The 21,199-nt window shown below is 62.4% G+C and carries 22 protein-coding genes; 12 read left to right on the top strand and 10 right to left on the bottom strand.

Features of this window, described 5'->3' with window-relative positions; genetic code table 11:
* Positions 1-6: 6 nt before the first annotated feature.
* From AC2FM3_RS15015 to rpsO, 3 genes are all read left to right on the top strand, one after another.
* Positions 7-516 carry a DUF1643 domain-containing protein gene (locus tag AC2FM3_RS15015; RefSeq protein ID WP_496683303.1) on the top strand — a complete coding sequence of 170 codons (510 nt, stop codon included), beginning with the start codon at positions 7-9 and terminating at the stop codon, positions 514-516.
* Between the two features lie 94 nt (positions 517-610).
* Complete coding sequence (locus AC2FM3_RS15010) at positions 611-1,696, top strand: calcium-binding protein (protein ID WP_496683301.1); 1,086 nt, start codon at positions 611-613, stop codon at positions 1,694-1,696.
* A gap of 143 nt (positions 1,697-1,839) precedes the next feature.
* On the top strand, positions 1,840-2,109 hold the full coding sequence (gene rpsO / locus AC2FM3_RS15005) for a 30S ribosomal protein S15 (protein WP_490360262.1): 270 nt from the start codon (positions 1,840-1,842) through the stop codon (positions 2,107-2,109).
* A gap of 75 nt (positions 2,110-2,184) precedes the next feature.
* Here the strand turns inward: rpsO and AC2FM3_RS15000 are convergent, their stop codons facing one another.
* A complete protein-coding gene (locus AC2FM3_RS15000; RefSeq protein WP_496683299.1) occupies positions 2,185-3,534 on the bottom strand; it encodes a metal-dependent hydrolase family protein in 1,350 nt (449 codons plus the stop codon).
* 89 nt (positions 3,535-3,623) lie between these two features.
* On the opposite strand from AC2FM3_RS15000, the gene AC2FM3_RS14995 reads away from it, so the two are divergent.
* Positions 3,624-3,941, top strand: a complete 318-nt coding sequence (locus AC2FM3_RS14995; RefSeq protein WP_496683298.1) for a potassium channel family protein — start codon at positions 3,624-3,626, stop codon at positions 3,939-3,941.
* A gap of 240 nt (positions 3,942-4,181) precedes the next feature.
* On the opposite strand, the gene AC2FM3_RS14990 is transcribed toward AC2FM3_RS14995, so the two are convergent.
* The gene (locus AC2FM3_RS14990; RefSeq protein WP_496683295.1) at positions 4,182-4,928 is read right to left on the bottom strand and encodes a DUF3299 domain-containing protein; all 747 of its coding nucleotides are present in this window, start codon (positions 4,926-4,928) and stop codon (positions 4,182-4,184) included.
* 285 nt (positions 4,929-5,213) lie between these two features.
* Here AC2FM3_RS14990 and pnp point away from each other — a divergent pair, with 285 nt between their 5' ends.
* Positions 5,214-7,364 carry a polyribonucleotide nucleotidyltransferase gene (gene pnp / locus AC2FM3_RS14985; protein WP_496683292.1) on the top strand — a complete coding sequence of 717 codons (2,151 nt, stop codon included), beginning with the start codon at positions 5,214-5,216 and terminating at the stop codon, positions 7,362-7,364.
* A 104-nt stretch (positions 7,365-7,468) separates the two neighbouring features.
* Entirely contained in the window at positions 7,469-8,200 is a 732-nt protein-coding gene (locus AC2FM3_RS14980; RefSeq protein WP_496683289.1) for a glycosyltransferase family 25 protein, read from the top strand.
* A 68-nt stretch (positions 8,201-8,268) separates the two neighbouring features.
* Here the strand turns inward: AC2FM3_RS14980 and AC2FM3_RS14975 are convergent, their stop codons facing one another.
* Positions 8,269-8,919 carry a peroxiredoxin gene (locus AC2FM3_RS14975; protein ID WP_496683287.1) on the bottom strand — a complete coding sequence of 217 codons (651 nt, stop codon included), beginning with the start codon at positions 8,917-8,919 and terminating at the stop codon, positions 8,269-8,271.
* Between the two features lie 217 nt (positions 8,920-9,136).
* Here AC2FM3_RS14975 and AC2FM3_RS14970 point away from each other — a divergent pair, with 217 nt between their 5' ends.
* Entirely contained in the window at positions 9,137-10,576 is a 1,440-nt protein-coding gene (locus AC2FM3_RS14970) for an aldehyde dehydrogenase family protein (protein WP_496683284.1), read from the top strand.
* A gap of 63 nt (positions 10,577-10,639) precedes the next feature.
* Here the strand turns inward: AC2FM3_RS14970 and AC2FM3_RS14965 are convergent, their stop codons facing one another.
* Both AC2FM3_RS14965 and AC2FM3_RS14960 read right to left on the bottom strand, forming a co-directional pair.
* Positions 10,640-11,074 carry a glyoxalase superfamily protein gene (locus AC2FM3_RS14965; protein WP_496683281.1) on the bottom strand — a complete coding sequence of 145 codons (435 nt, stop codon included), beginning with the start codon at positions 11,072-11,074 and terminating at the stop codon, positions 10,640-10,642.
* 177 nt (positions 11,075-11,251) lie between these two features.
* Positions 11,252-12,103, bottom strand: a complete 852-nt coding sequence (locus AC2FM3_RS14960; RefSeq protein WP_496683280.1) for a bifunctional helix-turn-helix domain-containing protein/methylated-DNA--[protein]-cysteine S-methyltransferase — start codon at positions 12,101-12,103, stop codon at positions 11,252-11,254.
* Between the two features lie 132 nt (positions 12,104-12,235).
* Between AC2FM3_RS14960 and nth the strand changes: the two genes are divergently transcribed.
* From nth to AC2FM3_RS14945, 3 genes are all read left to right on the top strand, one after another.
* A complete protein-coding gene (gene nth / locus AC2FM3_RS14955) occupies positions 12,236-12,880 on the top strand; it encodes an endonuclease III (RefSeq protein WP_496683279.1) in 645 nt (214 codons plus the stop codon).
* Positions 12,877-13,866, top strand: a complete 990-nt coding sequence (locus AC2FM3_RS14950) for an adenosine kinase (protein ID WP_496683277.1) — start codon at positions 12,877-12,879, stop codon at positions 13,864-13,866. Before nth ends, AC2FM3_RS14950 begins: the two co-directional genes overlap by 4 nt.
* Before the next feature lie 181 nt (positions 13,867-14,047).
* Complete coding sequence (locus AC2FM3_RS14945; RefSeq protein WP_496683274.1) at positions 14,048-14,503, top strand: hypothetical protein; 456 nt, start codon at positions 14,048-14,050, stop codon at positions 14,501-14,503.
* A 210-nt stretch (positions 14,504-14,713) separates the two neighbouring features.
* Here AC2FM3_RS14945 and AC2FM3_RS14940 read toward each other — a convergent pair whose 3' ends face one another.
* Complete coding sequence (locus AC2FM3_RS14940; RefSeq protein WP_496683272.1) at positions 14,714-15,640, bottom strand: DMT family transporter; 927 nt, start codon at positions 15,638-15,640, stop codon at positions 14,714-14,716.
* Positions 15,641-15,736: 96 nt separating this feature from the next.
* Complete coding sequence (locus tag AC2FM3_RS14935; RefSeq protein ID WP_496683270.1) at positions 15,737-16,222, bottom strand: RNA pyrophosphohydrolase; 486 nt, start codon at positions 16,220-16,222, stop codon at positions 15,737-15,739.
* 129 nt (positions 16,223-16,351) lie between these two features.
* On the opposite strand from AC2FM3_RS14935, the gene AC2FM3_RS14930 reads away from it, so the two are divergent.
* On the top strand, positions 16,352-18,379 hold the full coding sequence (locus AC2FM3_RS14930; RefSeq protein WP_496683268.1) for an FAD-dependent oxidoreductase: 2,028 nt from the start codon (positions 16,352-16,354) through the stop codon (positions 18,377-18,379).
* A gap of 13 nt (positions 18,380-18,392) precedes the next feature.
* On the opposite strand, the gene AC2FM3_RS14925 is transcribed toward AC2FM3_RS14930, so the two are convergent.
* Positions 18,393-18,836: a DUF4399 domain-containing protein gene (locus AC2FM3_RS14925; protein WP_496683327.1), complete on the bottom strand. Its 444-nt coding sequence runs from the start codon at positions 18,834-18,836 to the stop codon at positions 18,393-18,395.
* Between the two features lie 226 nt (positions 18,837-19,062).
* Here AC2FM3_RS14925 and AC2FM3_RS14920 point away from each other — a divergent pair, with 226 nt between their 5' ends.
* On the top strand, positions 19,063-19,968 hold the full coding sequence (locus AC2FM3_RS14920) for a LysR family transcriptional regulator (protein WP_149774265.1): 906 nt from the start codon (positions 19,063-19,065) through the stop codon (positions 19,966-19,968).
* Positions 19,969-20,028: 60 nt separating this feature from the next.
* On the opposite strand, the gene AC2FM3_RS14915 is transcribed toward AC2FM3_RS14920, so the two are convergent.
* Together AC2FM3_RS14915 and AC2FM3_RS14910 are read right to left on the bottom strand one after the other, a co-directional pair.
* Positions 20,029-20,928 carry an OmpA family protein gene (locus AC2FM3_RS14915; protein ID WP_496683264.1) on the bottom strand — a complete coding sequence of 300 codons (900 nt, stop codon included), beginning with the start codon at positions 20,926-20,928 and terminating at the stop codon, positions 20,029-20,031.
* The coding region (locus tag AC2FM3_RS14910; RefSeq protein ID WP_496683262.1) for a peroxidase-related enzyme at positions 20,925-21,199 on the bottom strand (275 nt) is incomplete at its 5' end. The genes AC2FM3_RS14910 and AC2FM3_RS14915, both read right to left, overlap by 4 nt.

The raw sequence follows: 21,199 nt of genomic DNA, 5'->3' as shown, positions 1-21,199 counted from the left end.
AGGCGCATGATCACCCGCTCCCACACCAAGGGCGATGCGCCCTCAACAGCTGTCTATTCCGACTGCGAACGCTATCGCTACAGCCTGACCCGCATCTGGGATCCGGCCGGGCGGCGGGCGCTGTTCGTGATGCTGAACCCCTCGACCGCGACCGAGGTGCAGAACGACCCGACCGTCGAGCGTTGCGAGCGGCGCGCGCGGGCCTTGGGGTTCGGGGCGTTCCAAGTGACCAACATCTTTGCCTGGCGCGACACCGACCCGCGCAAGATGCGCGCAGCGGCCGATCCGGTGGGACCCGAAAACGACGCTGCCATCCTGGCCGGCGTGGACTGGGCCGATCAGGTGATCGCAGCCTGGGGCACCCATGGCGCGCATCTGGATCGCGGCCCGGCGGTCGAGCGCTTGCTGCGCGGCACCGGCCAGCCGCTGTTCCACCTGGGCCTGACCAAGGACGGCCACCCCAAGCACCCGTTGTACATCGCCTATTCGCAGCAACCGCAGTCTTGGGGCCGGTGACCAACGGTTAACCAAAGAGGAAGGTAGCCTTTGACCAACGCCCTGATCGGGTGGGATATTTCACACTCGGAGCAATTTCCGCTCGGAGGGTTTCATGTTCCTGTTTGGCCTGCTTGGACTGGCCGCCATCGGCGGCGCCGCCTATGCCATGAGCGATGTCCTCTCGCCCTCGGAAGAGGACGAGACAGACACCGACGTGATCGATGACGAAGAGATCGACGACCTGTCCCAAGGCAACCTGCTCGAGATCGACGACGTGCCCAGCGAGGGCAACCTTGTCGAACCCGTCACGGCAACCGCGACTGACGAAATTGCGCCCGAGGACAGCGCGACGAATGCGGAAGAGATACCCTCTGCCGGCACCGTACTGTCTGACTATGACGGCAACCTGGTCATTGCCGGGACCGAAGGCGACGATGTTCTGGCCGGAGGTACAGGAAATGATCAGATCAACGGATATGGCGGCGACGATACCGTGGAAGGCGGCGACGGGGATGACGTTCTGTTCGGCGATCAGGGCGCAGACAGGCTGACCGGCGGCGCGGGCGACGACACCCTGCACGGGCAGGATGGCGACGACACTCTGGATGGCGGCACCGGCGACGACAGGCTGTTTGGCCACCACGGCGACGACCAGCTGACCGGCGGTTCCGGCGCGGACGAGCTTTATGGTGGGCAGGGTAACGACCGCTTGGCCGGTGACTCGGGCGAGGATTCGCTGCAGGGCGGCGATGGCGATGACCACCTGTCCGGCGGCGCGGGCGAGGATGCCCTGTTCGGCGGCGACGGGGACGACACGCTGGACGGGTCCGATGGCGAAGACACCCCGGACACCGATTTTCTGAACGGGGGGGCCGGAGACGACACCATCCTGGCCGGCCCGGGCGACATCGCCACCGGCGGCGCGGGCAGCGACACGTTCATCTTCGACGGCGCCCCGGACGGGCCGGAAGTGACCGTCATGGATTTTGCCCACGGGCAGGACAAGCTGCTGGTGTCCTGGGACCAGCCCGAGGCGCCCGAGATCTCGATCGAACAGGATGCCGACAACCCGGACATGACGCAGGTGCTGGTCAACGGGCAGTTGGTGGCACAGCTGCTCGACGCCGAGGGGCTGACGCTGGACGATATCGAGCTGGTTTCGACCTTGACGAACTCCCAATCCACCGCCACCGGCTGACGGACCAGAATCCCTTTGCCATTTGCGCCAAATGCGCCTATACGCGCCCATCCGCATCGGAATCGGTGCGGTTTTCTCCATGGGCCTGTGCTGGACGACATCCCGGCCTGCGCCATCAACTCTAACCTGTAAAGGAGACCCCGATGTCGATCACTGCCGAAGAAAAAGCACGCGTCATGAAAGAATTCGCAACCAAGGACGGCGACACCGGTTCGCCGGAAGTCCAGGTTGCCATCCTGACCTCGCGCATCAACACCCTGACCGAGCACTTCAAGACCCACAAGAAAGACAACCACGGCCGCCGTGGTCTGCTGAAGATGGTCGCCCAGCGCCGCAAGCTGCTGGACTACCTAAAGGGCAAGAACGAAGCCCGGTATCAGGACCTGATCAAAAAGCTGGGCATCCGCCGCTAAGCGCGGAACACACCGCTTTCAAGTTCGAGACGCCCGCCATTTGGCGGGCGTTTTTTTGTAAGAGGAGCACGGTGTTCAGTCCAGCGTATTCTTGTAGACCACACCGTCTTTCATGATCAGGTCGAAGTTTTCGTGTGGGTCGGCAACCAGATCGATGTCTTCTAGCGGGTTGCCATCCACAAGGATCAAATCGGCATAAGCGCCTTCTGTAATCTGGCCCAGCGGTCCTTGCTGATAAGGGTGCCGGGGGCCGGACAATTCCAGCAGTTCGGCATTGGTCGAAGTGGCCATCTGCAGAACCTCGTAAGGAGAGTACCACCGCTGCAGCTTGGCAAGAAACGCACCCTGCCGCTCGGCCAATTTCGGGTCGAACAGGATGTCGGTCCCGAAGGCGGTTTTGACCCCCACTTCCTTTGCGGTCTTGTAGGTGAAATCGGTGCCGTTGGTCACGTCGATCCACTTCTGTTGGCTGACGGGGTCATCAAAGGAGAACCCGTCTTCGTCATCCAGCAGCGGTTGCACGGACAGCCACACGTCATTGTCACGCATCATTTCCATGGTCTCACGGCTCATGAGGAAGCCATGCTCGATGGATTTCACACCGGCCTCGATCGCGATGCGCGCAGCATCGTCGGTGAAAAGATGAGAGGCAACGTAGGTGTTGTAGGTGTCGGCCACTTCGACAAAGGCTTCGATTTCATCCTTTGTGTATTGGCGAACGTCCAGCGGGTCGTATGTGGACGACACACCGCCGCCGCCCGAAATCTTTAGCTGCGTGGCCCCCATACGCATGACTTCCCGGGCCCGCTTGGTCACTTCCGGGACGCCGTCTGCCTGCATCATCAGGCCAACGCTGTACCAATACCACAAAGCATCGCCTTCGTTTGTCGGCACCGCCTGATAAGGGCGGTAATCAAAATGCCCGCCCGTCTGCGTGATCGGCGGACCGGACGGCAGGATTCGCGGACCGGGGATTTCGCCGGCGTCGATCATCTTCTTGATGGCGAAGGAATTACCGCCAACATCACGGACGCTCGTGAAGCCCCGCATCAGCGTGCCTTCGGACCCCAAAGCACCACGGATCGCGACACCCAAGATATCATCGGTCACAACCGAGCTTTGCGGGCTGCAACAATAGAGGGTGTGCCAGTGCACATCGATAAGACCTGGGATCAGGGTGCGCCCACCACCGTCGATCACATTTGCTCCTTCGGCCGAGATCGGGTCTGTTGACACAGCCGCAATCAGGTTGCCCTCGATCAGAACATTCGCGTTCTCGATGCGCCCGTCGTTGACACCATCAAATACATGCACATTGGTGATCAGGGTCTGAGCCGGGTCTTGCTGCGCGGAAACCGAGGTGGCGGCAACCATCGCCACCAAAAGATGAATACGCATGAAGTATCTCCTGTCAAACACCGGCATCTTAGCAAATAATCCGATTTGTACATGCGGAATTTCACTCGAAAAGTTGAATACTAAGAAATCGTCAAAACAACCTGAAGGCGTATAGAATGATTGCTCTGATCCTCAATGCCTACCGTCTGCTCAAGGCGATCGTCCGATCCTGGGATGATCCGCATTTTCGGGGTGGTTTGCTGCTGTGTGTGCTTATTCTTCTGTCCGGCACGCTGTTCTACAGCAGCGTCGAGGGCTGGCATTGGGTGGACGCGCTGTATTTCAGCGCGACCACTCTGTCGACGGTCGGGTTCGGCGATCTGTCCCCGGCGACCAAGATCGGCAAGATCTTCACCGTGATCTACATTTTCGTCGGGGTCGGCGTATTCATCGCAATGTTCATTCAATTTGCGAAGGCTTTGTTGCGGCAATGACGCCAGCAACTCCAACCGCAGGGCAATTCGCCCGACTTCCCGGGGCGACCGGACGCGCACAGACATGACCGCTTACCGTAAGGCTTCGTGTTTTTCGCAAGAGTCCAAGTCCGGGCGGGTTCCGGCGGAAATCCTATCGTTTCATTTTTTGCGGCGAACGAATTCTACCTCGTGACCAAACGACCGGTTGCGCAATATTGCAGTTTCGGTGCGATTTTCGCCGGCCCTCGACCGGCAGGATCAGTCCGAGGCCCCGCCGGTCTTGCGCCGGGCAGCGGCGCGCAGCCGTTCGGCGGCATCCTCGGTCGACGGCGCCGTCTGTGCCAACGGCTCGGCGTCCATCACATCAAGACGGAACGTAGCGCGCATCGGCATCAACCCGTCCACGACGACCATCTGCTGATCGGACGGGTCGATGACAAGCCGACCTGTCAGGCGGACCGGCTCGTGATTGAACGTGGGCACCCAGTCATCGGATAGCCGAACGCGGACCATCTGGTTCGGCGGCGGCGGCGGCATGTGGCTGCACATGCCGCGTTCGGGCACCAGATAAGCCACGGCGCGCCCGTCGGGATCCGGTGGCGCGGGGATCGCAAAGCCCGCCAAGGTCACGGTCTGACCGTCAAGCACGGGATTGCCCTGCGTGGCAGCGCGACGGCGGCGCTCGGTGACCGCTTCGCGTTGGCCTAGCAACCAATCCACATCGATTCCGTCGGCGGCCAGGGCGTCTTCGGTTTCATCCAGCAATTCCTGCCATTTTTGACGCTCCTCGGCGGTGCCGCGATCCTGTTGCAGACGCCCGCGCAGGCGCACGGCAAACAGCACATCGTCGAACTGTTCGGGGCTGAGGTCGCGATAGGGGTCCTCGAACTGCTGCACCGAGGGGTCGCGCAGGTCGGACCAGTTCAGCGGCGCGGGTCCGGCCAAGGTCGCCTGAGCCGCCATCAGCAAGGCTGCCAAGGGGGCCAACACTCGTCCGACTCGCATACCTGTCCCTCCGCTTGGGTCGATCCGACGACAACGAAACGCCTCCTTCCGCTACCCTAGCGCCGCGACCCCGGTGCGTCCATAGCCCCACTTGCCCGTGCGGGCCGGGGCCGTTCGGTTTCTCTTTCAATCCGGCGGATTCTATTGTATGCGCGCAGCATCTGAGACGTTGTGCCCTGACCCCGGCACTCGAAACAAGGATGAATGGGGTCGGCGGCAATGGGGCCGCCACGCAAACGGGAGACCCGGGATGGGCCTGGGAGAGCTCCCTTCTAGGATACGCAAATGTTTGATGTAACGAAGAAATCAATTCAGTGGGGCGAAGAGACGCTGACACTGGAAACCGGCAAGGTTGCCCGTCAGGCCGACGGCAGCGTGATTGCCACCCTGGGCGAAACCAGTGTCATGGCCAACGTGACCTTCGCCAAGGAACAGAAGCCCGGTCAGGACTTTTTCCCGCTGACCGTGCACTATCAGGAAAAATACTATGCTGCCGGCAAGGTGCCGGGTGGCTTCTTCAAGCGCGAGGCGCGTCCGACCGAGAAAGAGACGCTGACCGCGCGCCTGATCGACCGTCCGATCCGCCCGCTGTTCGTTGACGGGTTTAAGAACGAAGTTCTGGTGATGTGCACCGTCCTGAGCCACGATCTGGTCAACGACCCCGACATCGTGGCGATGATCGCCGCCTCGGCCGCTCTGACCATCTCAGGCGCACCGTTCATGGGTCCGATCGCCGGCTGCCGCGTGGGCTACACCAACGGCGAATACGTCCTGAACCCGACCGTTGACGACATGCAGGACCTGCGCCTGAACCCCGAGCAGCGCCTGGACCTGGTTGTTGCCGGCACCAAGGACGCTGTGATGATGGTGGAATCGGAAGCCTACGAGCTGTCCGAAGCCGAGATGCTGGGCGCCGTGACTTTCGCGCATCAGCAGATCCAGCCGGTGATCGACCTGATCATCAGCCTGGCCGAAGAAGCCGCGAAAGAGCCGTTCGAATTCACCCCGCCGGACTATTCCGCGCTGTACGACGCCGTGAAGGCCGCCGGTGAAGAGCAGATGCGCGCCGCATTCGCGATCACCGACAAACAGGAGCGCACCGCAGCCGTGGCCGCCGCGCGCGAGGCCATCAAGGCCGCCCTGACCGAAGAGCAGCTGGAAGACCCGAATCTCGGCTCGGCGATGAAAAAGCTCGAAGCCGGCATCCTGCGCGGCGACGTGGTGAAGGGCGGCAAGCGGATCGACGGTCGTTCGACCACCGATGTGCGCCCGATCGTGGCCGAAACCGGCCTGCTGCCGCGCACCCACGGTTCGGCCCTGTTCACCCGTGGCGAAACTCAGGCGCTGGCCGTGACCACGCTGGGCACTGGTGACGATGAACAGTTCATCGACGCGCTGCACGGCAACTTCAAATCGAACTTCCTGCTGCACTACAACTTCCCGCCCTACTCGGTCGGTGAAGTGGGTCGCGTTGGCCCTCCGGGCCGCCGCGAAGTGGGCCACGGCAAGCTGGCCTGGCGCGCGCTGCAGGCGGTTCTGCCGGCGCCGACCGACTTCCCCTACACCATCCGCGTTGTGTCAGAGATCACCGAGTCGAATGGCTCGTCCTCGATGGCATCGGTCTGCGGCGGCTCGCTGTCGATGATGGATGCGGGCGTTCCGCTCAAGGCGCCGGTGGCCGGTGTGGCCATGGGCCTGATCCTCGAAGAAGACGGCTCCTATGCCGTTCTGACCGACATCCTGGGTGACGAAGACCACCTGGGCGACATGGACTTCAAGGTGGCGGGCACCGAAAACGGCATCACCTCGCTGCAGATGGACATCAAGGTCGCGGGTATCACGCCCGAGATCATGGAGAAGGCGCTGGCCCAGGCCAAGGACGGCCGCCTGCACATTCTGGGCGAGATGGGCAAGGCGCTGAGCGAGACTGCCGAGTTCTCGGTCCACGCCCCGCGCATCGAAACCATGCAGATCCCGACCGACAAGATCCGCGAAGTGATCGGTTCGGGCGGCAAGGTGATCCGCGAGATCGTGGAAACCAGCGGCGCCAAGGTCGACATCAACGACGACGGCATCATCAAGATCGCCTCGCCGAACGCCGAAGCCATCCAGAAGGCTTATGACATGATCCATTCGATCGTGGCCGAGCCGGAAGAGGGCAAGATCTATACCGGCAAGGTCGTGAAGATCGTCGATTTCGGCGCCTTCGTGAACTTCTTTGGCAAGCGCGACGGTCTGGTCCACGTGTCGCAGATCGAGAACCGACGACTGAACCATCCCTCGGACGTCCTGAAGGAAGGTCAGGAAGTGAAGGTCAAGCTCTTGGGCTTTGACGATCGCGGCAAGGTGCGCCTGTCGATGAAATGCGTCGATCAGGAAACCGGCGAAGAGATCGTGCCCGAGAAGAAGGAAAAGAAAGAGGAAAGCGCGGAATAATCCGCCCTGCCCCTTGCTTGATCCAAGACCCCGGTTCCGGCCGGGGTCTTTTTTGTTCGCCCGGGGCCTTTCCCGGGCCGCGCCCCTGTTTTATGGACGGTACCATGCGATCCTTCGTCATACACATGTCGTCCAGCACCGCGCGCCGCCCGAATGCCGAGAAACTCTGCGCCGAGCTGCCCAATGCCGAACTGATCGAAGCGGTCGACGGGCGGGATCCAGCGCAGATTGCCGGGGTCACACTGCACCCGGGAAACCTGCATCGCCCGCGCTACCCCTTCGCCCTGCGCCCGGCCGAAATCGGCGTGTTCGAAAGCCACCGACGAATCTGGCGCAAGATGGTCGATGAGGGGATCGATCTGGCCATCACCGCCGAGGATGACCTGCGTATCGATCCCGACCGGATGTCAGCGGCGCTGGAACTGCTACGCCCGATCGCAACACCTGACCACTATATCCGCATCCCGGTCAAGCAGCGCGAAACCGCTGCCCAAACCCTGGCTGAACGCGACGGCTTGCGCCTGATCCTGCCCAAGATCATCGGCCTGCAATGCTGCTGTCAGGTGGTAGGGCGGAAGGCGGCGGAACGTCTGCTGGTCGCCACCGACCAGATCGACCGCCCGGTGGACACGTTTTTGCAAATGCACTGGATCACGGGCCAACCCGTCCATGCTCTGTTGGGCAGCGGCAACCGGGAGGTGGCCGGCGAAATCGGCGGCTCGACGATCCAGGCGAAACCGCCTCTGACCGACAAACTGACCCGCGAATTCAAGCGCGCCGCCTACCGAGCACAACTGCATCTGCATCCGCAGCGCGCGCCTGCTTCATCTGGCTGAAAATATCCTCGGGGGAATCGCGCCCCTTGGGGCGCGATGGGGGCAGACAGCCCCCGACCCGGTCGCCGTCAGGCCGGCGCCTTGGTCTTGCGCAGATAGGGGAAGATCGTCTCGAACTCGCCGAACTTCTCCTTCGCGTCTTCGTCCGAAACCGAAGGCGGAATGATCACGTCTTCGCCCGGCACCCAGTTGGCCGGGGTGGCCACACCCTTGGCGCTCATCTGCAACCCGTCCAGCGCGCGCAGGATCTCGGCAAAATTCCGGCCCACGGTCATCGGATAGGTCATCGACAGTTTCAGCTGCTTGTCCGGCCCGATGATAAAGACCGAGCGCACCGTTGCACTGTCTGCTGGGGTGCGGCCGTCGGGCAGATATGCCTCGGCCGGCAGCATGTCGAAAGCCTTGGACACTGCCAGTCTGTCATCGGCTATGATCGGAAAGCCGGGGTTGGCCTTGCCATAGGCCTCGATGTCCTTTTTCCACTTCTTGTGGTCCTCAACACCATCGACTGACACGCCGATCACCTTGGTGTTGCGCTTGGCCCATTCATCGTTCAATTGCGCGACGGCCGAAAACTCGGTGGTGCAGACCGGAGTGAAGTCCTTGGGGTGCGAGAACAGGATCGCCCAGCTGTCGCCGATCCAGTCGTGGAACTGGATGGTGCCCTGGTCCGTTTCAGCGGTGAAATTGGGGACGGTATCGTTGATGCGCAAACCCATGATGCATCTCCTTTCCTGTGAAAACCCGAGTCGGTTGGTGCAAACCTAATCACTTTGCCCACAGGTTAAACCATTGATGTGGCACAGCGACAAAAAACGTGCGATCAATAATTTGATCAAATTCCCAGAATTGCCTTGCCCCAAGGGGGCCGCAATGACAGAGTGCCCGAGAAAACCGACCGCGCGGTCGAATGAATGCGGATCAAGAGGACACGCCATGATCGAGAAACGCGACTTTTACATCAACGGCCAGTGGGTCGCCCCCAGCCAGCCCAATGATTTCCATGTGATCGACCCCTCGACCGAGGAGCCCTGCACGGTGATCTCGCTGGGCGGTCAGGCCGATACCGATGCGGCCGTGGCGGCGGCCAAGGCGGCGCTGCCGGGCTGGATGGCCACGCCAGTGGTCGAACGGATCGCGCTGGTGGAAAAGCTGATCGAGATCTACCCCACCCGCGCCGAAGACCTCGCGCAGGCGATGTCGATGGAAATGGGCGCGCCGATCGACATGTCGCGCACCCAGCAGGTGGGCGCCGGGATCTGGCATTTGAAGAATTTCATTCGTGCGGCCAAGAACTTCCAGTTCGAACGCCCCTTGGGCGATCATGCCCCCGGTGACCGGATCATCTATGAGGCGGTCGGCGTGGCCGCGCTGATCACCCCGTGGAACTGGCCGATGAACCAGATCACGCTCAAGGTTGGCGCGGCGGCCATCGCGGGCTGCACCATGGTTCTGAAACCCTCCGAGCAAAGCCCGCTGAACGCGATGATCTTTGCCGAGATGATGCACGAGGCGGGCTTCCCGCCGGGCGTGTTCAACCTTGTGAACGGGGACGGGGCCGGCGTGGGCACTCAGCTTTCGGGCCACCCCGACGTGGACATGGTCAGCTTCACCGGCTCGACCCGCGCGGGCACGGCGATTTCCAAGAATGCCGCCGACACGCTGAAAAAAGTGCATCTGGAACTGGGCGGCAAGGGCGCCAACGTCATCTTTGCCGATGCCGATGACAAGGCGGTCAAGCGCGGCGTGCTACACATGATGAACAACACCGGCCAGAGCTGCAACGCGCCCAGCCGGATGCTGGTGCAGCGCCCGATTTATGATAAGGCGGTGGAAACCGCGGCCGAGGTGGCCAACAAGGTCACCGTGGGCCCGGCGATGCAGGAAGGCCGCCATATCGGCCCCGTCGTGAACGAGCTGCAATGGACCAAGATCCAGGCCCTGATCCAGAAAGGCATCGACGAGGGTGCGCGCTTGGTCGCCGGCGGTCCCGGTCGGCCCGAAGGGTTCAACAAAGGCTACTTCGTGCGCCCCACCGTGTTTGCCGACGCCAACAACCAGATGACCATCGCGCGCGAGGAGATCTTTGGCCCGGTCCTGACGATGATCCCCTTCGATACCGAGGAAGAGGCCATCGAGATCGCCAATGACACGCCCTATGGCCTGACCAACTATGTCCAAACGCAGGATGGCGCCCGCGCCAACCGCATGGCGCGCAAACTGCGCTCGGGCATGGTCGAGATGAACGGCCAGTCGCGCGCCGCCGGTTCGCCATTTGGCGGCATGAAGCAGTCGGGCAACGGACGCGAAGGCGGGGTCTGGGGTCTGGAGGACTTCCTCCAGGTCAAGGCCGTCAGCGGCTGGACTCCGGAATAAACCCGGCACAGGAACGCACAAAATGCGGGGCAAGGCGCGGACAGGCACCTTGCCCCGTTTTCGTCATGCCGGGCGCACCACCAGTTGTGGTTCGCCGTTAGACGTGTGGCGGGTCGACCGACCGTCCCAGCCGATCTGACCACTGACGCGCTGCCTGAATGAGGAGAAGCTGTCAAAGGTCACCACGTCGACCGGAGTGTCGAGCTGCAGCGTGATCCGCCGCTGCGCGCCGTCGCCCAGCATCGTCAGGCCGCGGATTTCCCCGGTGAAGGGCTGGCCCAGATAGGTGCCCCGCACGCGGTCTCCGACCTTCAGGTGCAGCCGGTTTCCGGCCAACGCGTGCAACGTGTTCCAGTCGCGCGCGCCGTGCTGATGGGCGTTCATCTCAAGCGATTGCGCATGGCTCAGGGCCACGCCTGCGCCACGCAGTTTCTCGCGCAGGCGTTTGGCCTGCATTTTCAGCTCGCCCACCGGGGCGATGTTTCGGATCTGTGTCATGTCTTGCCTCGTTTCCAAAAACGGGCGCGAGTATTGGACGGGGCTCGCCTTGCCATCCGCGCGCCGGGAAAGGGCAACAGATGTGGTTTGAACCGGGTTTCACCAAAGCCAAACGGCCGCGAGCGGCAGGAGACCCGAACCTGTGCGCCTTGTGACAGGCGCGGAACCCCAAGTCAATCAGGCATCGGCCTGCGCCGCTTCATAGGCCAGCATGGCGCGTTTGACGGGCAACCCCCAGTGATAGCCGCCCAGCCCCCCCGATTTGCGCAGCGCGCGGTGGCAGGGGATCAGCCAACTGACCGGGTTGCGGCCCACCGCCGTGCCCACCGCCCGCACCGCCTGCGGCGCACCCACGGCCTGCGCGATCTGGGAATAGGTCGTCACCTGGCCCGAGGGGATCTGCATCAGCGCCTCCCACACCTTGATCTGCAAGGGTGAGCCGATCAGGTACAGCGGCGTCGGCTCCAGGCGGTCGCTGGCCGCGCCGAAGGCCGACAGGACCCATGGGCGCAGGCGAATCGGATCCTCGACATAGTCGGCCATCGGCCAGCGCGACAGCATGTCCTGCATCGCGGCCTCTTCGCCGGTCTCGGCCGCAAAGGCCATGCCGCAGATGCCCTTGGCCGTGCCCATCACCAGCGCCGGGCCAAAGGGGCTTTCGAACCAGCCCCAATAGATGGTCAGCCCCGCGCCCTTGCGGGCGTATTCGCCGGGGCTCATCGCCTCCCATTTCAGGAACAGGTCGTGTAGGCGGCCACTGCCGGACAGGCCGACACTGTGCGCGGTCTCCAGCGTGGTGAACCGCTCGCGCAGCAGCGCCTTGGCATGGCCAAGCGTCAGATATTGTTGGTAGCGTTTCGGCGACACGCCTGTCCAGCGCGAGAACAGGCGCTGGAAATGCGCAGGGCTCATGTCCATCTGGCGGGCCAGTTCTTCCAGCGACAGGGACTCGCCGCCCCGGTCGATCAGCTCGATCGCTCGCCGCATCACGTTGTAGTGGTACCCAGATTCGGATGTTTGGACGTTCATGGCATTCACCTTGCTGTGGCTTGCACCATCCTAGCCGGGCCGGGCCCGACGGGGCGACCCGAAACTTGCGCATTGCCAGTGCAGCGGGCTTTGGGCTTGTCACCCGGCACCGCGGGCGGCATTAAGGCCCGGATGGCAAAGCAGCTTGATTATCACACGATCCGCGAGATCTTTACCCGGTTCCAGCAGGCCGACCCCGAACCCAAGGGCGAGCTGGAGCATGTGAACGCCTATACCCTCGTCGTCGCCGTTGCGCTGTCGGCGCAGGCGACCGATGCGGGCGTCAACAAGGCCACCCGCGCGCTGTTCAAGATCGCCGATACCCCGCAGAAGATGCTCGACCTCGGCGAAGAGGGGCTGATCGAGCACATCAAGACCATCGGCCTGTTCCGCCAGAAGGCCAAGAACGTCATCAAGATGTCGCGCATCCTGGTCGAACAGTACGGCGGCGAGGTGCCCAACTCGCGCGCGGCGCTGCAGTCGCTGCCGGGCGTTGGGCGCAAGACCGCCAACGTGGTTCTGAACATGTGGTGGCGGCACCCAGCGCAGGCGGTCGACACCCATATCTTTCGCGTCGGCAACCGCTCCGGCATCTGCCCCGGCAAGGACGTGGACGCCGTGGAACGCGCCATCGAAGACAATATTCCCGTGGACTTTCAGCTTCACGCCCATCACTGGCTGATCTTGCACGGCCGCTATCACTGCAAGGCGCGCAAACCGATGTGCGCCACCTGCATCATCCGCGACCTGTGCCAATTCGAGGACAAGAATCTATGAAAACCTACCAGCTTGTCGGCATCGGCAATGCCGTCGTCGATGTCATCAGCACCTGCAGCGACGATTTCCTCGAGATGATGGATATCGAGAAGGGCGTCATGCAGCTGATCGAGCGCGAACGGGCCGAGCTGCTTTATGCCTCGATGGAGAACCGGGTGCAGACGCCGGGCGGCTCGGTTGCCAACACCATCGCGGGCGCGGGCGCGTTGGGGCTGGACGCGGCCTTCATCGGGCGGGTGCATGACGACCGGCTGGGCCATTTCTATGCCGCCGCGATGAACGAGGACGGGGTGGATTTCGTCAATCCGCCGGTGCAGGATGGCGAGCTGCCGACCTCGCGGTCAATGATCTTCGTCTCGCCCGATGGCGAGCGGTCGATGAACACCTACCTGGGGATTTCCTCGGAGCTGAGTTCCGCCGACGTGCCGCGCGAGGTGGCGGGAAATGCGCAGATCATGTTCCTCGAAGGGTATCTGTTCGACAAGGATAAGGGCAAAACCGCGTTCCTGGAGGCCGCGCGCGACTGCCGCGAGGGCGGCGGCAAGACCGGCATCGCCATTTCCGACCCGTTCTGCGTGGAACGCCATCGCGCCGATTTCCTGTCGCTGATCGAGAACGAGCTGGATTTCGTGATCGGCAACGAGGCCGAGATCAAGTCACTCTTCGAGACCGACGATCTGGAAGAGGCGCTGCGGCGCACGGCGGCGATCTGCCCGCTGGTGGTCTGCACCCGCTCGGGCGACGGGGTGACGGTGCTGAGCGACGAGGGCCGCATCGACGTGCCGGTCGAGAAGATCGTGCCGGTGGACGCCACCGGCGCGGGCGACCAGTTCGCCGCCGGGTTCCTGTTCGGCATGGCGACCGGCCGCGACCTAGAGACCTGCGCCCGCATCGGCAATGTCTGCGCCCGTGAGGTGATCAGCCATATCGGCCCGCGGCCGGATACCAACGTGCTGGAGTTGTTGCGGGAGGAAGGGTTGGTTTGAGGGGGCGAGTTTGGGCTACTGCGCAGAGTGGCAAGCGCGGGCATGAAGTTACGGTTCAAACCGACATTTTCCTATTGACGCCACTTTAAGTTGCTTACTACACAACTTTTAGATGTGGCGATTTTTTTGATCGCCAAATGCCAAATAGAAAACAAAGACAGAATAGACTAGGAGACCGGCTTTGAAGAACTTCGCAACGGCCGCATTCTTGCTTCTGATGCCAGCAGTCAGCCTTGCTGAAATGAGAGGCGGCCCGTGTCAGAGTTGGGAAATGGACGAGCCCGATCCTTATTGCGAATCCTTTTTGCGTTGGCTTCCGCAGTACGATGAGAACTTCAATATCAAAAATGCAGAAGGCAGGTACGCGCTGGATTGCTCCAAAGGCGGTGGCATCGAAGTGTCAGGCCTTGGACGCGACGAACAGTTAGAGTTTATTTATGAGGGACAGCAAATTCCGGACGCCGAAATAGCTCTCACGTATTATTTCGGCAACAGTAATCCGCCGGTTACATTCATTACCAACGTGATGTTTGATGAATATAGTGCGGGGATCACCCTAAATGGTGATCAATACGGCTTCTATCTGGTCGAAAATGATGGGGAGAACGGTCGCCGCCTTTCTCAGTGTTTGGAATAAATGCTAACGCAAGCAAATACCCTCGAAACGCCTCCATCACCCGCTCGTAGATTTCCCGCTTGAAGGGCACGATCTCGGCGATCAGGCGGTCGGGGTCCTGTCATTTCCAGCGGTTGAACTCGCGGCCGTTTCGATGTCGGTCTGATCGTCGCGTCCGGATACTAACGTGCTGGAGTTGTTGCGGGACGAGGGGTTGGTTTGAGGTCAAACCTACCTTTTCGGTTCCTTCGCAATCACAGTGGTCAAGGTGCGTGTCGTTCGGCTTCGGGTGATTCCAATCGCACCAAGAACCAAAGCGCAGGCTATGGCTTGGGGCGCCGTGATTGCTTCGCCAAAAGCAACAAATCCGACCACGAACATCGTGGGCAATTCTATGCTTCCGACGACCGCGGTTTGAGAGGCGCCGATCAACGGCGAGCAGATCGTGTAGATGAGCTGAGGCACAAGCGCCGTGACCAGGCCAATTCCGACGATCAAGATCCAGTCGGATTGCCCCTCCGGGAGCAACTGTTGCACATCGGCACTCAGCATCAGCGGAAAGAGCCCAAGAACCGATCCCAAGGAAACCGAGGCTATGCGCGCAAGCGGCGCGATGCGGGACAGCCTGTGGACCAAAACACAAATACCGAAACCAAAGCCGAACGGGGCCGCCAGTGCCGCCAATAGAGTTGGTATGTGTTGTGGTGACACGGATGCGGGCGAACCAGCAATGATTGCAGCCAGAACGATAAGGCCAGAAGCGAGCAAGGCGCTCCGCGTGGGTGCATCAGAGAAAAGCGCCCAGGCGATGACCAATGTAAAAACCGGATAGGTCATGTAGAGCACGCCTACGGTTGACGCGGGCAAGGTCTCCAACGCCGTCACGTATCCAATCCACCCAAGTCCCATCACGGCTCCTGCCGAGAGGCCCCAACAAATCTCGCGCCAAGCTTTGCGGTGCATGACGAGAACGGGCAGCAGCAGAATTGCCGCGACGATGTAGCGGTAGAATGCGACGGCATAAGGCGCGACACCCTGCTGCGTCAGCCCTCTGCTGAAATAGGGCACCAGCCCAAAGCAGATCGACGCGAAAAGAACGCCTGCAACCGCAAGCGCATAGGGAATAGCCGTTCCGGTTTGTGTCGAGGTCTTTGCCATGAACAAGGCCTAACACAGGTTCGCGAATTTCATAGCAGAGAACCATGGACCGGGAACTTTGTGCGCAATGCGGAACCCACTCGACCGGGGTCTAGTTCACCCCAAATACCCCCGAAACGCCTCCATCACCCGCTCATAGACGTCCCGCTTGAATGGCACGATCTCGGCGATCAAGCGGTCGGGGTCCTGCCATTTCCAGCGGGTGAACTCGGGGTGCTCGGTCTGAATGTCGATCTGGTCGTCGGTCCCCAGAAACCGCATCAGGAACCATTTCTGCTGCTGCCCGCGAAAGCGGCCCTTCCAGATGTGGGGCACGATGTCGTGCGGCAGGTCGTAGGGCAGCCAGCCGTCGGTCTCGGCCACGATTTCCACGAGGTCGGGGGTGACGCCGATTTCCTCCTGCAACTCGCGCAGTGCCGCCGCGCGCGGGTCTTCGCCCTCGTCCACGCCGCCCTGGGGCATCTGCCAGGCGTCCTCGAACCGGTCGTTGCGCTGGCCGACGAAGATCTGGCCCTGATCGTTCATCAGCATCAGGCCGACGCAGGGGCGGTAGGGCAGCTTGGCGATCTGTTCGGGGGTCATGGGGGTCTCCGGGCTTGATGTCGCCCCATTCCTAATCGGTCGTTGCGTCAGTGCAAGGGTCTGACGCGGCGTTTGGCGTGACATGACCTGCGCGTAAAGCAATGGTGCGCGCAAGCAAGGGAGATTCTGATGACCGACTACCCACACCTGCTGGCCCCGCTGGATCTGGGCTTTACCACGTTGAAGAACCGGGTCCTGATGGGCTCGATGCATACCGGGTTGGAGGAAACCGGCGACTGGAACCGGGTGGCCGAGTTCTATGCTGCCCGCGCGCGCGGTGGTGTGGCGCTGATGGTGACGGGCGGCATCGGGCCAAACCTCGAAGGCTCGGTCCTGCCGGGGGCGGCGATGATGACCAGCGACAAGGACGTGGCGAACCATTCGATCGTCACCGACCGGGTGCACCAGGCGGGCGGCAAGATCGCCATGCAGATCCTGCATGCGGGCCGCTATGCCTATGGGCCGAAATGCGTGGCGCCCAGCCCGGTGAAGTCGCCGATCTCGCCTTTCCCGCCGACCGAGCTGGACGAGGACGGCATCGAGAAACAGATCAGCGACATCGTGAACGCCGCCGTGCTGGCCCAGAAGGCGGGCTATGACGGGGTCGAGATCATGGGGTCCGAGGGGTATTTCATCAACCAGTTCCTCGTGACCCACACCAACAAGCGCACCGACCGCTGGGGCGGGTCCTATGAGAACCGGATGCGTCTGCCGCTGGAAATCGTCCGCCGCACCCGCGCGGCGGTGGGTACCGATTTCATCATCATCTACCGGCTGTCGATGATCGACCTTGTGCCGAATGGTTCGACTCATGAAGAAGTGGTGCAGCTAGCGCAAGCGGTCGAAAAGGCCGGGGCGACGATAATCAACACCGGCATCGGCTGGCACGAGGCGCGGATCCCGACCATCGCCACCAGCGTCCCGCGCGCGGCCTTTGCCTGGGTGACGAAGAAGCTGATGGGCAAGGTGGGGATTCCGGTCATCACCTCGAACCGGATCAACACGCCCGAAGTGGCCGAGCAGGTGCTGGCCGAGGGCTGCGCCGACATGGTTTCTCTGGCGCGGCCGATGCTGGCGGATGCGGATTTCGTGGCCAAGGCGATGGCCGGCGAGTCGGCCAAGATCGCGCCCTGCATCGCCTGCAACCAGGCCTGTCTGGATCACACCTTCAGCGGCAAGCTGACATCGTGCCTTGTGAACCCGCGCGCCTGCCACGAGACCGAACTGGTGATCGAAAAGGCCGCCACGCCCAAGCGCGTGGCCATCGTGGGCGCGGGTCCGGCGGGCCTGTCCACGGCGATGACCGCCGCCCAGCGCGGCCATGACGTGACCGTGTTCGACAAGGCCGACGAGATCGGCGGCCAGCTGAACATCGCCAAGCAGGTGCCTGGCAAGGAAGAGTTCTGGGGCTTGGTGGACTGGTATCGCACCATGCTGGACGATCTGAGCGTCAAGGTCGAACTGGGCCGCGAGGTTGGCGCCGACGATCTGGCCGGGTTCGACGAGGTGGTGATCGCCACCGGCGTCAACCCGCGCGACCCGCAGATCCCGGGCGAGGACCGCGACAATGTCGTGAACTATATCGACGTGCTGCGCGATAAGGCTCCGGTAGGAAAATCGGTGGCGGTGATCGGCGCGGGCGGCATCGGCTTTGACGTGTCGGAATACCTGCTGGAGGAGGGCCATTCGCCCACCACCGACCTGCCCCTGTGGATGAAGGAATGGGGCGTCGCCGACCCCGAACAACACCGCTCAGGCCTCGCGCCCGAAGGCCCTCAGCCCGAGGCACCCAAGCGGCAGGTCACGCTGCTGCAGCGCAAGAAACAGGCGCATGGCAAGGGGTTGGGCAAGACCACCGGCTGGATCCACCGCGCGACGCTGAAGATGAAGAACGTCAACTTTGTTGGCGGCGTGAACTACGAGCGAATCGACGACGAGGGGCTGCATGTCTCGTTCGGAGAAGAGCGCGCCGACCCGACCGTCATCAAGGCCGATACGATCGTTCTGTGCGCCGGACAGGTGCCCGAGCGGTCGCTGGCAGATGCGCTGATCGAACGCGGGATCACCCCGCATGTGATCGGCGGCGCGGATGTGGCCGCGGAACTGGACGCCAAGCGGGCGATCAACCAAGGCACCCGGCTGGCCGCTGCGCTCTGAGCGCGGCCGTCGGTCACTCCTCGACGGTGATCGTGATCACCTCGGACAAGACCGGCGGGGAGTGCGGCACATGCCCGGCGTCGCCCAGAACCAGTTGCAGCGTATGCGGGCCGGGGGCTAGGTCCAGCGTTACCTCGGTCTGGCCGCCGCCGAAATGCATGTGATGCGCGTCTGACGGCAGGCCATTGGACAGTTCGTCGGCCCCGTCTTCGCCCTGCCCCAGCGGCGGGCGGTCGATCAGCAGGTGATGATGGCCGGTGTTCTCCTTTTCGGTCCCGGCCGGTGCGACCCCCATGCCGCTGAGACCGAAGACGATGGTCACCGGCGACGTCACCGCGTCGCCATCGGATGGATCCACGAAATAGACCTTGACGTCGGGATTGGATGCGGTTGGCCCTCCGGCCTGCGCGACCGATGCCACAAGGCAGAATATGCACGCGAATATGATCTTCATCATCATCTCCTTGGTCAAGGAATTGCCGATCCCAGCGTAACATGCGCGGGCAAATGCTCCAAAAACCGCCGGAACATCAGGGCGTCATACGCCCAAGACACCACTGTTTCCGCGTTTCCGAAGCGCAAACGATCCAATTCGAAACCCTGATATTATCCCATGTCTGCCCCGTTTCCGCCCAGATTCAAGGCCATGGTCGGACAACGAACAGAAGACCTGGGGAACGAGAATGGACCGACTGACCGAAATGGAGGCCTTTGCCAATGTGGTGGACCAAGGTGGTTTCACCGATGCGGCCAAGAAGATGGGCATTTCCAAATCAGCCGTGTCAAAGCATGTGTCGAGCCTCGAGGCCCGGCTGGGCGCGCGGCTGCTGAACCGCACGACGCGCCGCGTTTCGCCGACCGAGATCGGGCTGGCCTACTACGACCGCGCCCGCCGTGTGTTGAACGACGCCGGAGAGGCCGACGCGCTGGTGACCTCGATGCAATCGGCGCCGTCGGGCCTGCTGCGGATCTCGGTCGCGACCGATTTCGGCGTGAATCACCTGTCGCCGGTCCTGTCTGAATTCCTGGCCGCCTATCCCGACATCACCGTGAACATGGTGTTGAACAACCGCTATGTCGAGCTGATCTCGGAAGGGTTCGACGTGGCCGTCCGAATCGGCGAACTGGAAGACAGCACCCTGCGCGCCCGCAAGCTGACGGAAACGGTCAAACGCATGGTGGCCGCCCCCAGTTATGTGGAACGCTTTGGGCTGCCCGCAAAGATCGACGATCTGAACGAACACAAGCTGCTGCATTACTCCAGCCAGTCCTCGGGCAATGTCTGGAAACTGACGGCGCCGTCGGGCGAAAAGCGGCAGGTGCGCACGGCCGGATGGCTGAGCGTGAATGACGGGCAGTCGCTGCTGAACGCAGCGATCTCGGGGTTGGGTATCGCCTATCTGCCCAGCTATCTGTATGCGGATGCGCTGAAATCGGGCAAGGTGGTGGACGCTATGCCGTCGCTGCCGGACGAGGTACAGGGCATCTATGCGGTGTACCCGCCGGGCCGGTTTACCCAGCCCAAGGTGCGCGCCTTCATTGATTTTCTTGTCGACTCCTTCGCTGAAAAGGGGCCGATGGACTGGTAATTCTCCCGGTGGCACCTGAACGGCCCGCGCGTCCTGCGTGGGCCATTTTTTTGGCAAGGCTCAGTTGACCAGCAGCACCGCCTCGACCCGGCGGTTCAGTTCGCGGCCTTCCGGGGTGGCGTTCGACGTCAACGGCGCCAGATATCCCACCCCTTGCGCCTGTACCCGGTCGGGGGCAACGCCGTGCCGTTCGATCAGGCGGGTTCGCACGGCCTGGGCACGGCGGGTGCTGACATCGATATTCGCCTGCAGGTCTCCGGTGTCGTCGGTGTGGCCGACCAACGCCAGCCGCGCCCCCGGATTGTCCGCCAGATAGGCGGCCAACAAGGCCAACGAAGCAAACGGACCTTCGCCCAGTGCGACGGCGCCGGATTCGAAACTCAGATCATCCAGTATAACATGGCCATCGCGCGTCAGATCGGACAGAAGGCCGCCTGCGCCCTGAACCGTCTCTTCGACCACCAGGGGCGGCGGTTTTGCGCCTTGGGGTGTGACGCGGATCATCTGCAGATACCCATCGGGTGGGCTGCGGCTGACCAGCAGGGTCAGCACTTCTTCGCCGCGCGTCGCGGACAGAAAGCGATAATCGTTGATGGACACGTTCATGTCGGGGGTCGGCACCACCTCGATGGCAAAGCGGAAATCGAAACCCCCGCAGTTGCGGGCCTCGCATTCGAACACGATGTCATAACCCTGTGCATTCAGATGGTCACGCAGCGGCGCCAGCAACTGCAGCGTGGTGCTGGACCCCGCCTGCAGGCGCCAGGTGATCCGCTCGACCCGCCCTTCGACCGGACGCACCGGCACCGAGCCGTCGGCAAAAGGCCCGATCGGCATGTCATAGCTGTCCAAGGGGCTGATGCGTTCGCTGACCTGCCGGGCGCTGTCAGGCAGCGTCAGGGTCTGGGCCGCAACCGGCCCGCCCAGCAGCCAGATCAGCAAGGCGGCACGGCGGATCATCGCGACTGGGCGTGGTAGCCGTCATTGGGCTGCATCGCCGTTGCGCTGGCCACCCGGTTGGTCATATTGAAGAACCCGGCCACGTTGGCGATGTCCCAGATGTCGCGATCCGAGAACCCCACGTCGCGCAGGCGCTGGCGGTCGGGCTCCTCGATCTCGGCGCTGGCGGTGGTCATCTTGGCCGCAAAGTCCAGCATCGCACGCTGGCGGTCATCCAGAGGGGCAACACGGTAGTTCATCACCAGCATCTCGCCCAGTTTGGGATCGCCCG

The organism is Ruegeria sp. BHSB172 (assembly GCF_059613165.1).
This window is presented reverse-complemented; position numbering and strand designations above follow the sequence as displayed.

Coding starts and splice junctions, on each gene's coding strand:
- AC2FM3_RS14960 (WP_496683280.1), bottom strand. CDS start 12,103: ATGAACGTCCAAACATCCGAATCTGGGTACCACTACAACGTGATGCGG.
- AC2FM3_RS14965 (WP_496683281.1), bottom strand. CDS start 11,074: ATGACACAGATCCGAAACATCGCCCCGGTGGGCGAGCTGAAAATGCAG.
- AC2FM3_RS14935 (WP_496683270.1), bottom strand. CDS start 16,222: ATGACCCCCGAACAGATCGCCAAGCTGCCCTACCGCCCCTGCGTCGGC.
- rpsO (WP_490360262.1), top strand. CDS start 1,840: ATGTCGATCACTGCCGAAGAAAAAGCACGCGTCATGAAAGAATTCGCA.
- AC2FM3_RS14990 (WP_496683295.1), bottom strand. CDS start 4,928: ATGCGAGTCGGACGAGTGTTGGCCCCCTTGGCAGCCTTGCTGATGGCG.
- AC2FM3_RS14925 (WP_496683327.1), bottom strand. CDS start 18,836: ATGATGAAGATCATATTCGCGTGCATATTCTGCCTTGTGGCATCGGTC.
- AC2FM3_RS14920 (WP_149774265.1), top strand. CDS start 19,063: ATGGACCGACTGACCGAAATGGAGGCCTTTGCCAATGTGGTGGACCAA.
- AC2FM3_RS15010 (WP_496683301.1), top strand. CDS start 611: ATGTTCCTGTTTGGCCTGCTTGGACTGGCCGCCATCGGCGGCGCCGCC.
- nth (WP_496683279.1), top strand. CDS start 12,236: ATGGCAAAGCAGCTTGATTATCACACGATCCGCGAGATCTTTACCCGG.
- AC2FM3_RS14940 (WP_496683272.1), bottom strand. CDS start 15,640: ATGGCAAAGACCTCGACACAAACCGGAACGGCTATTCCCTATGCGCTT.
- AC2FM3_RS14950 (WP_496683277.1), top strand. CDS start 12,877: ATGAAAACCTACCAGCTTGTCGGCATCGGCAATGCCGTCGTCGATGTC.
- AC2FM3_RS14970 (WP_496683284.1), top strand. CDS start 9,137: ATGATCGAGAAACGCGACTTTTACATCAACGGCCAGTGGGTCGCCCCC.
- AC2FM3_RS14930 (WP_496683268.1), top strand. CDS start 16,352: ATGACCGACTACCCACACCTGCTGGCCCCGCTGGATCTGGGCTTTACC.
- AC2FM3_RS14915 (WP_496683264.1), bottom strand. CDS start 20,928: ATGATCCGCCGTGCCGCCTTGCTGATCTGGCTGCTGGGCGGGCCGGTT.
- AC2FM3_RS14980 (WP_496683289.1), top strand. CDS start 7,469: ATGCGATCCTTCGTCATACACATGTCGTCCAGCACCGCGCGCCGCCCG.
- AC2FM3_RS15015 (WP_496683303.1), top strand. CDS start 7: ATGATCACCCGCTCCCACACCAAGGGCGATGCGCCCTCAACAGCTGTC.
- AC2FM3_RS14975 (WP_496683287.1), bottom strand. CDS start 8,919: ATGGGTTTGCGCATCAACGATACCGTCCCCAATTTCACCGCTGAAACG.
- AC2FM3_RS14995 (WP_496683298.1), top strand. CDS start 3,624: ATGATTGCTCTGATCCTCAATGCCTACCGTCTGCTCAAGGCGATCGTC.
- pnp (WP_496683292.1), top strand. CDS start 5,214: ATGTTTGATGTAACGAAGAAATCAATTCAGTGGGGCGAAGAGACGCTG.
- AC2FM3_RS15000 (WP_496683299.1), bottom strand. CDS start 3,534: ATGCCGGTGTTTGACAGGAGATACTTCATGCGTATTCATCTTTTGGTG.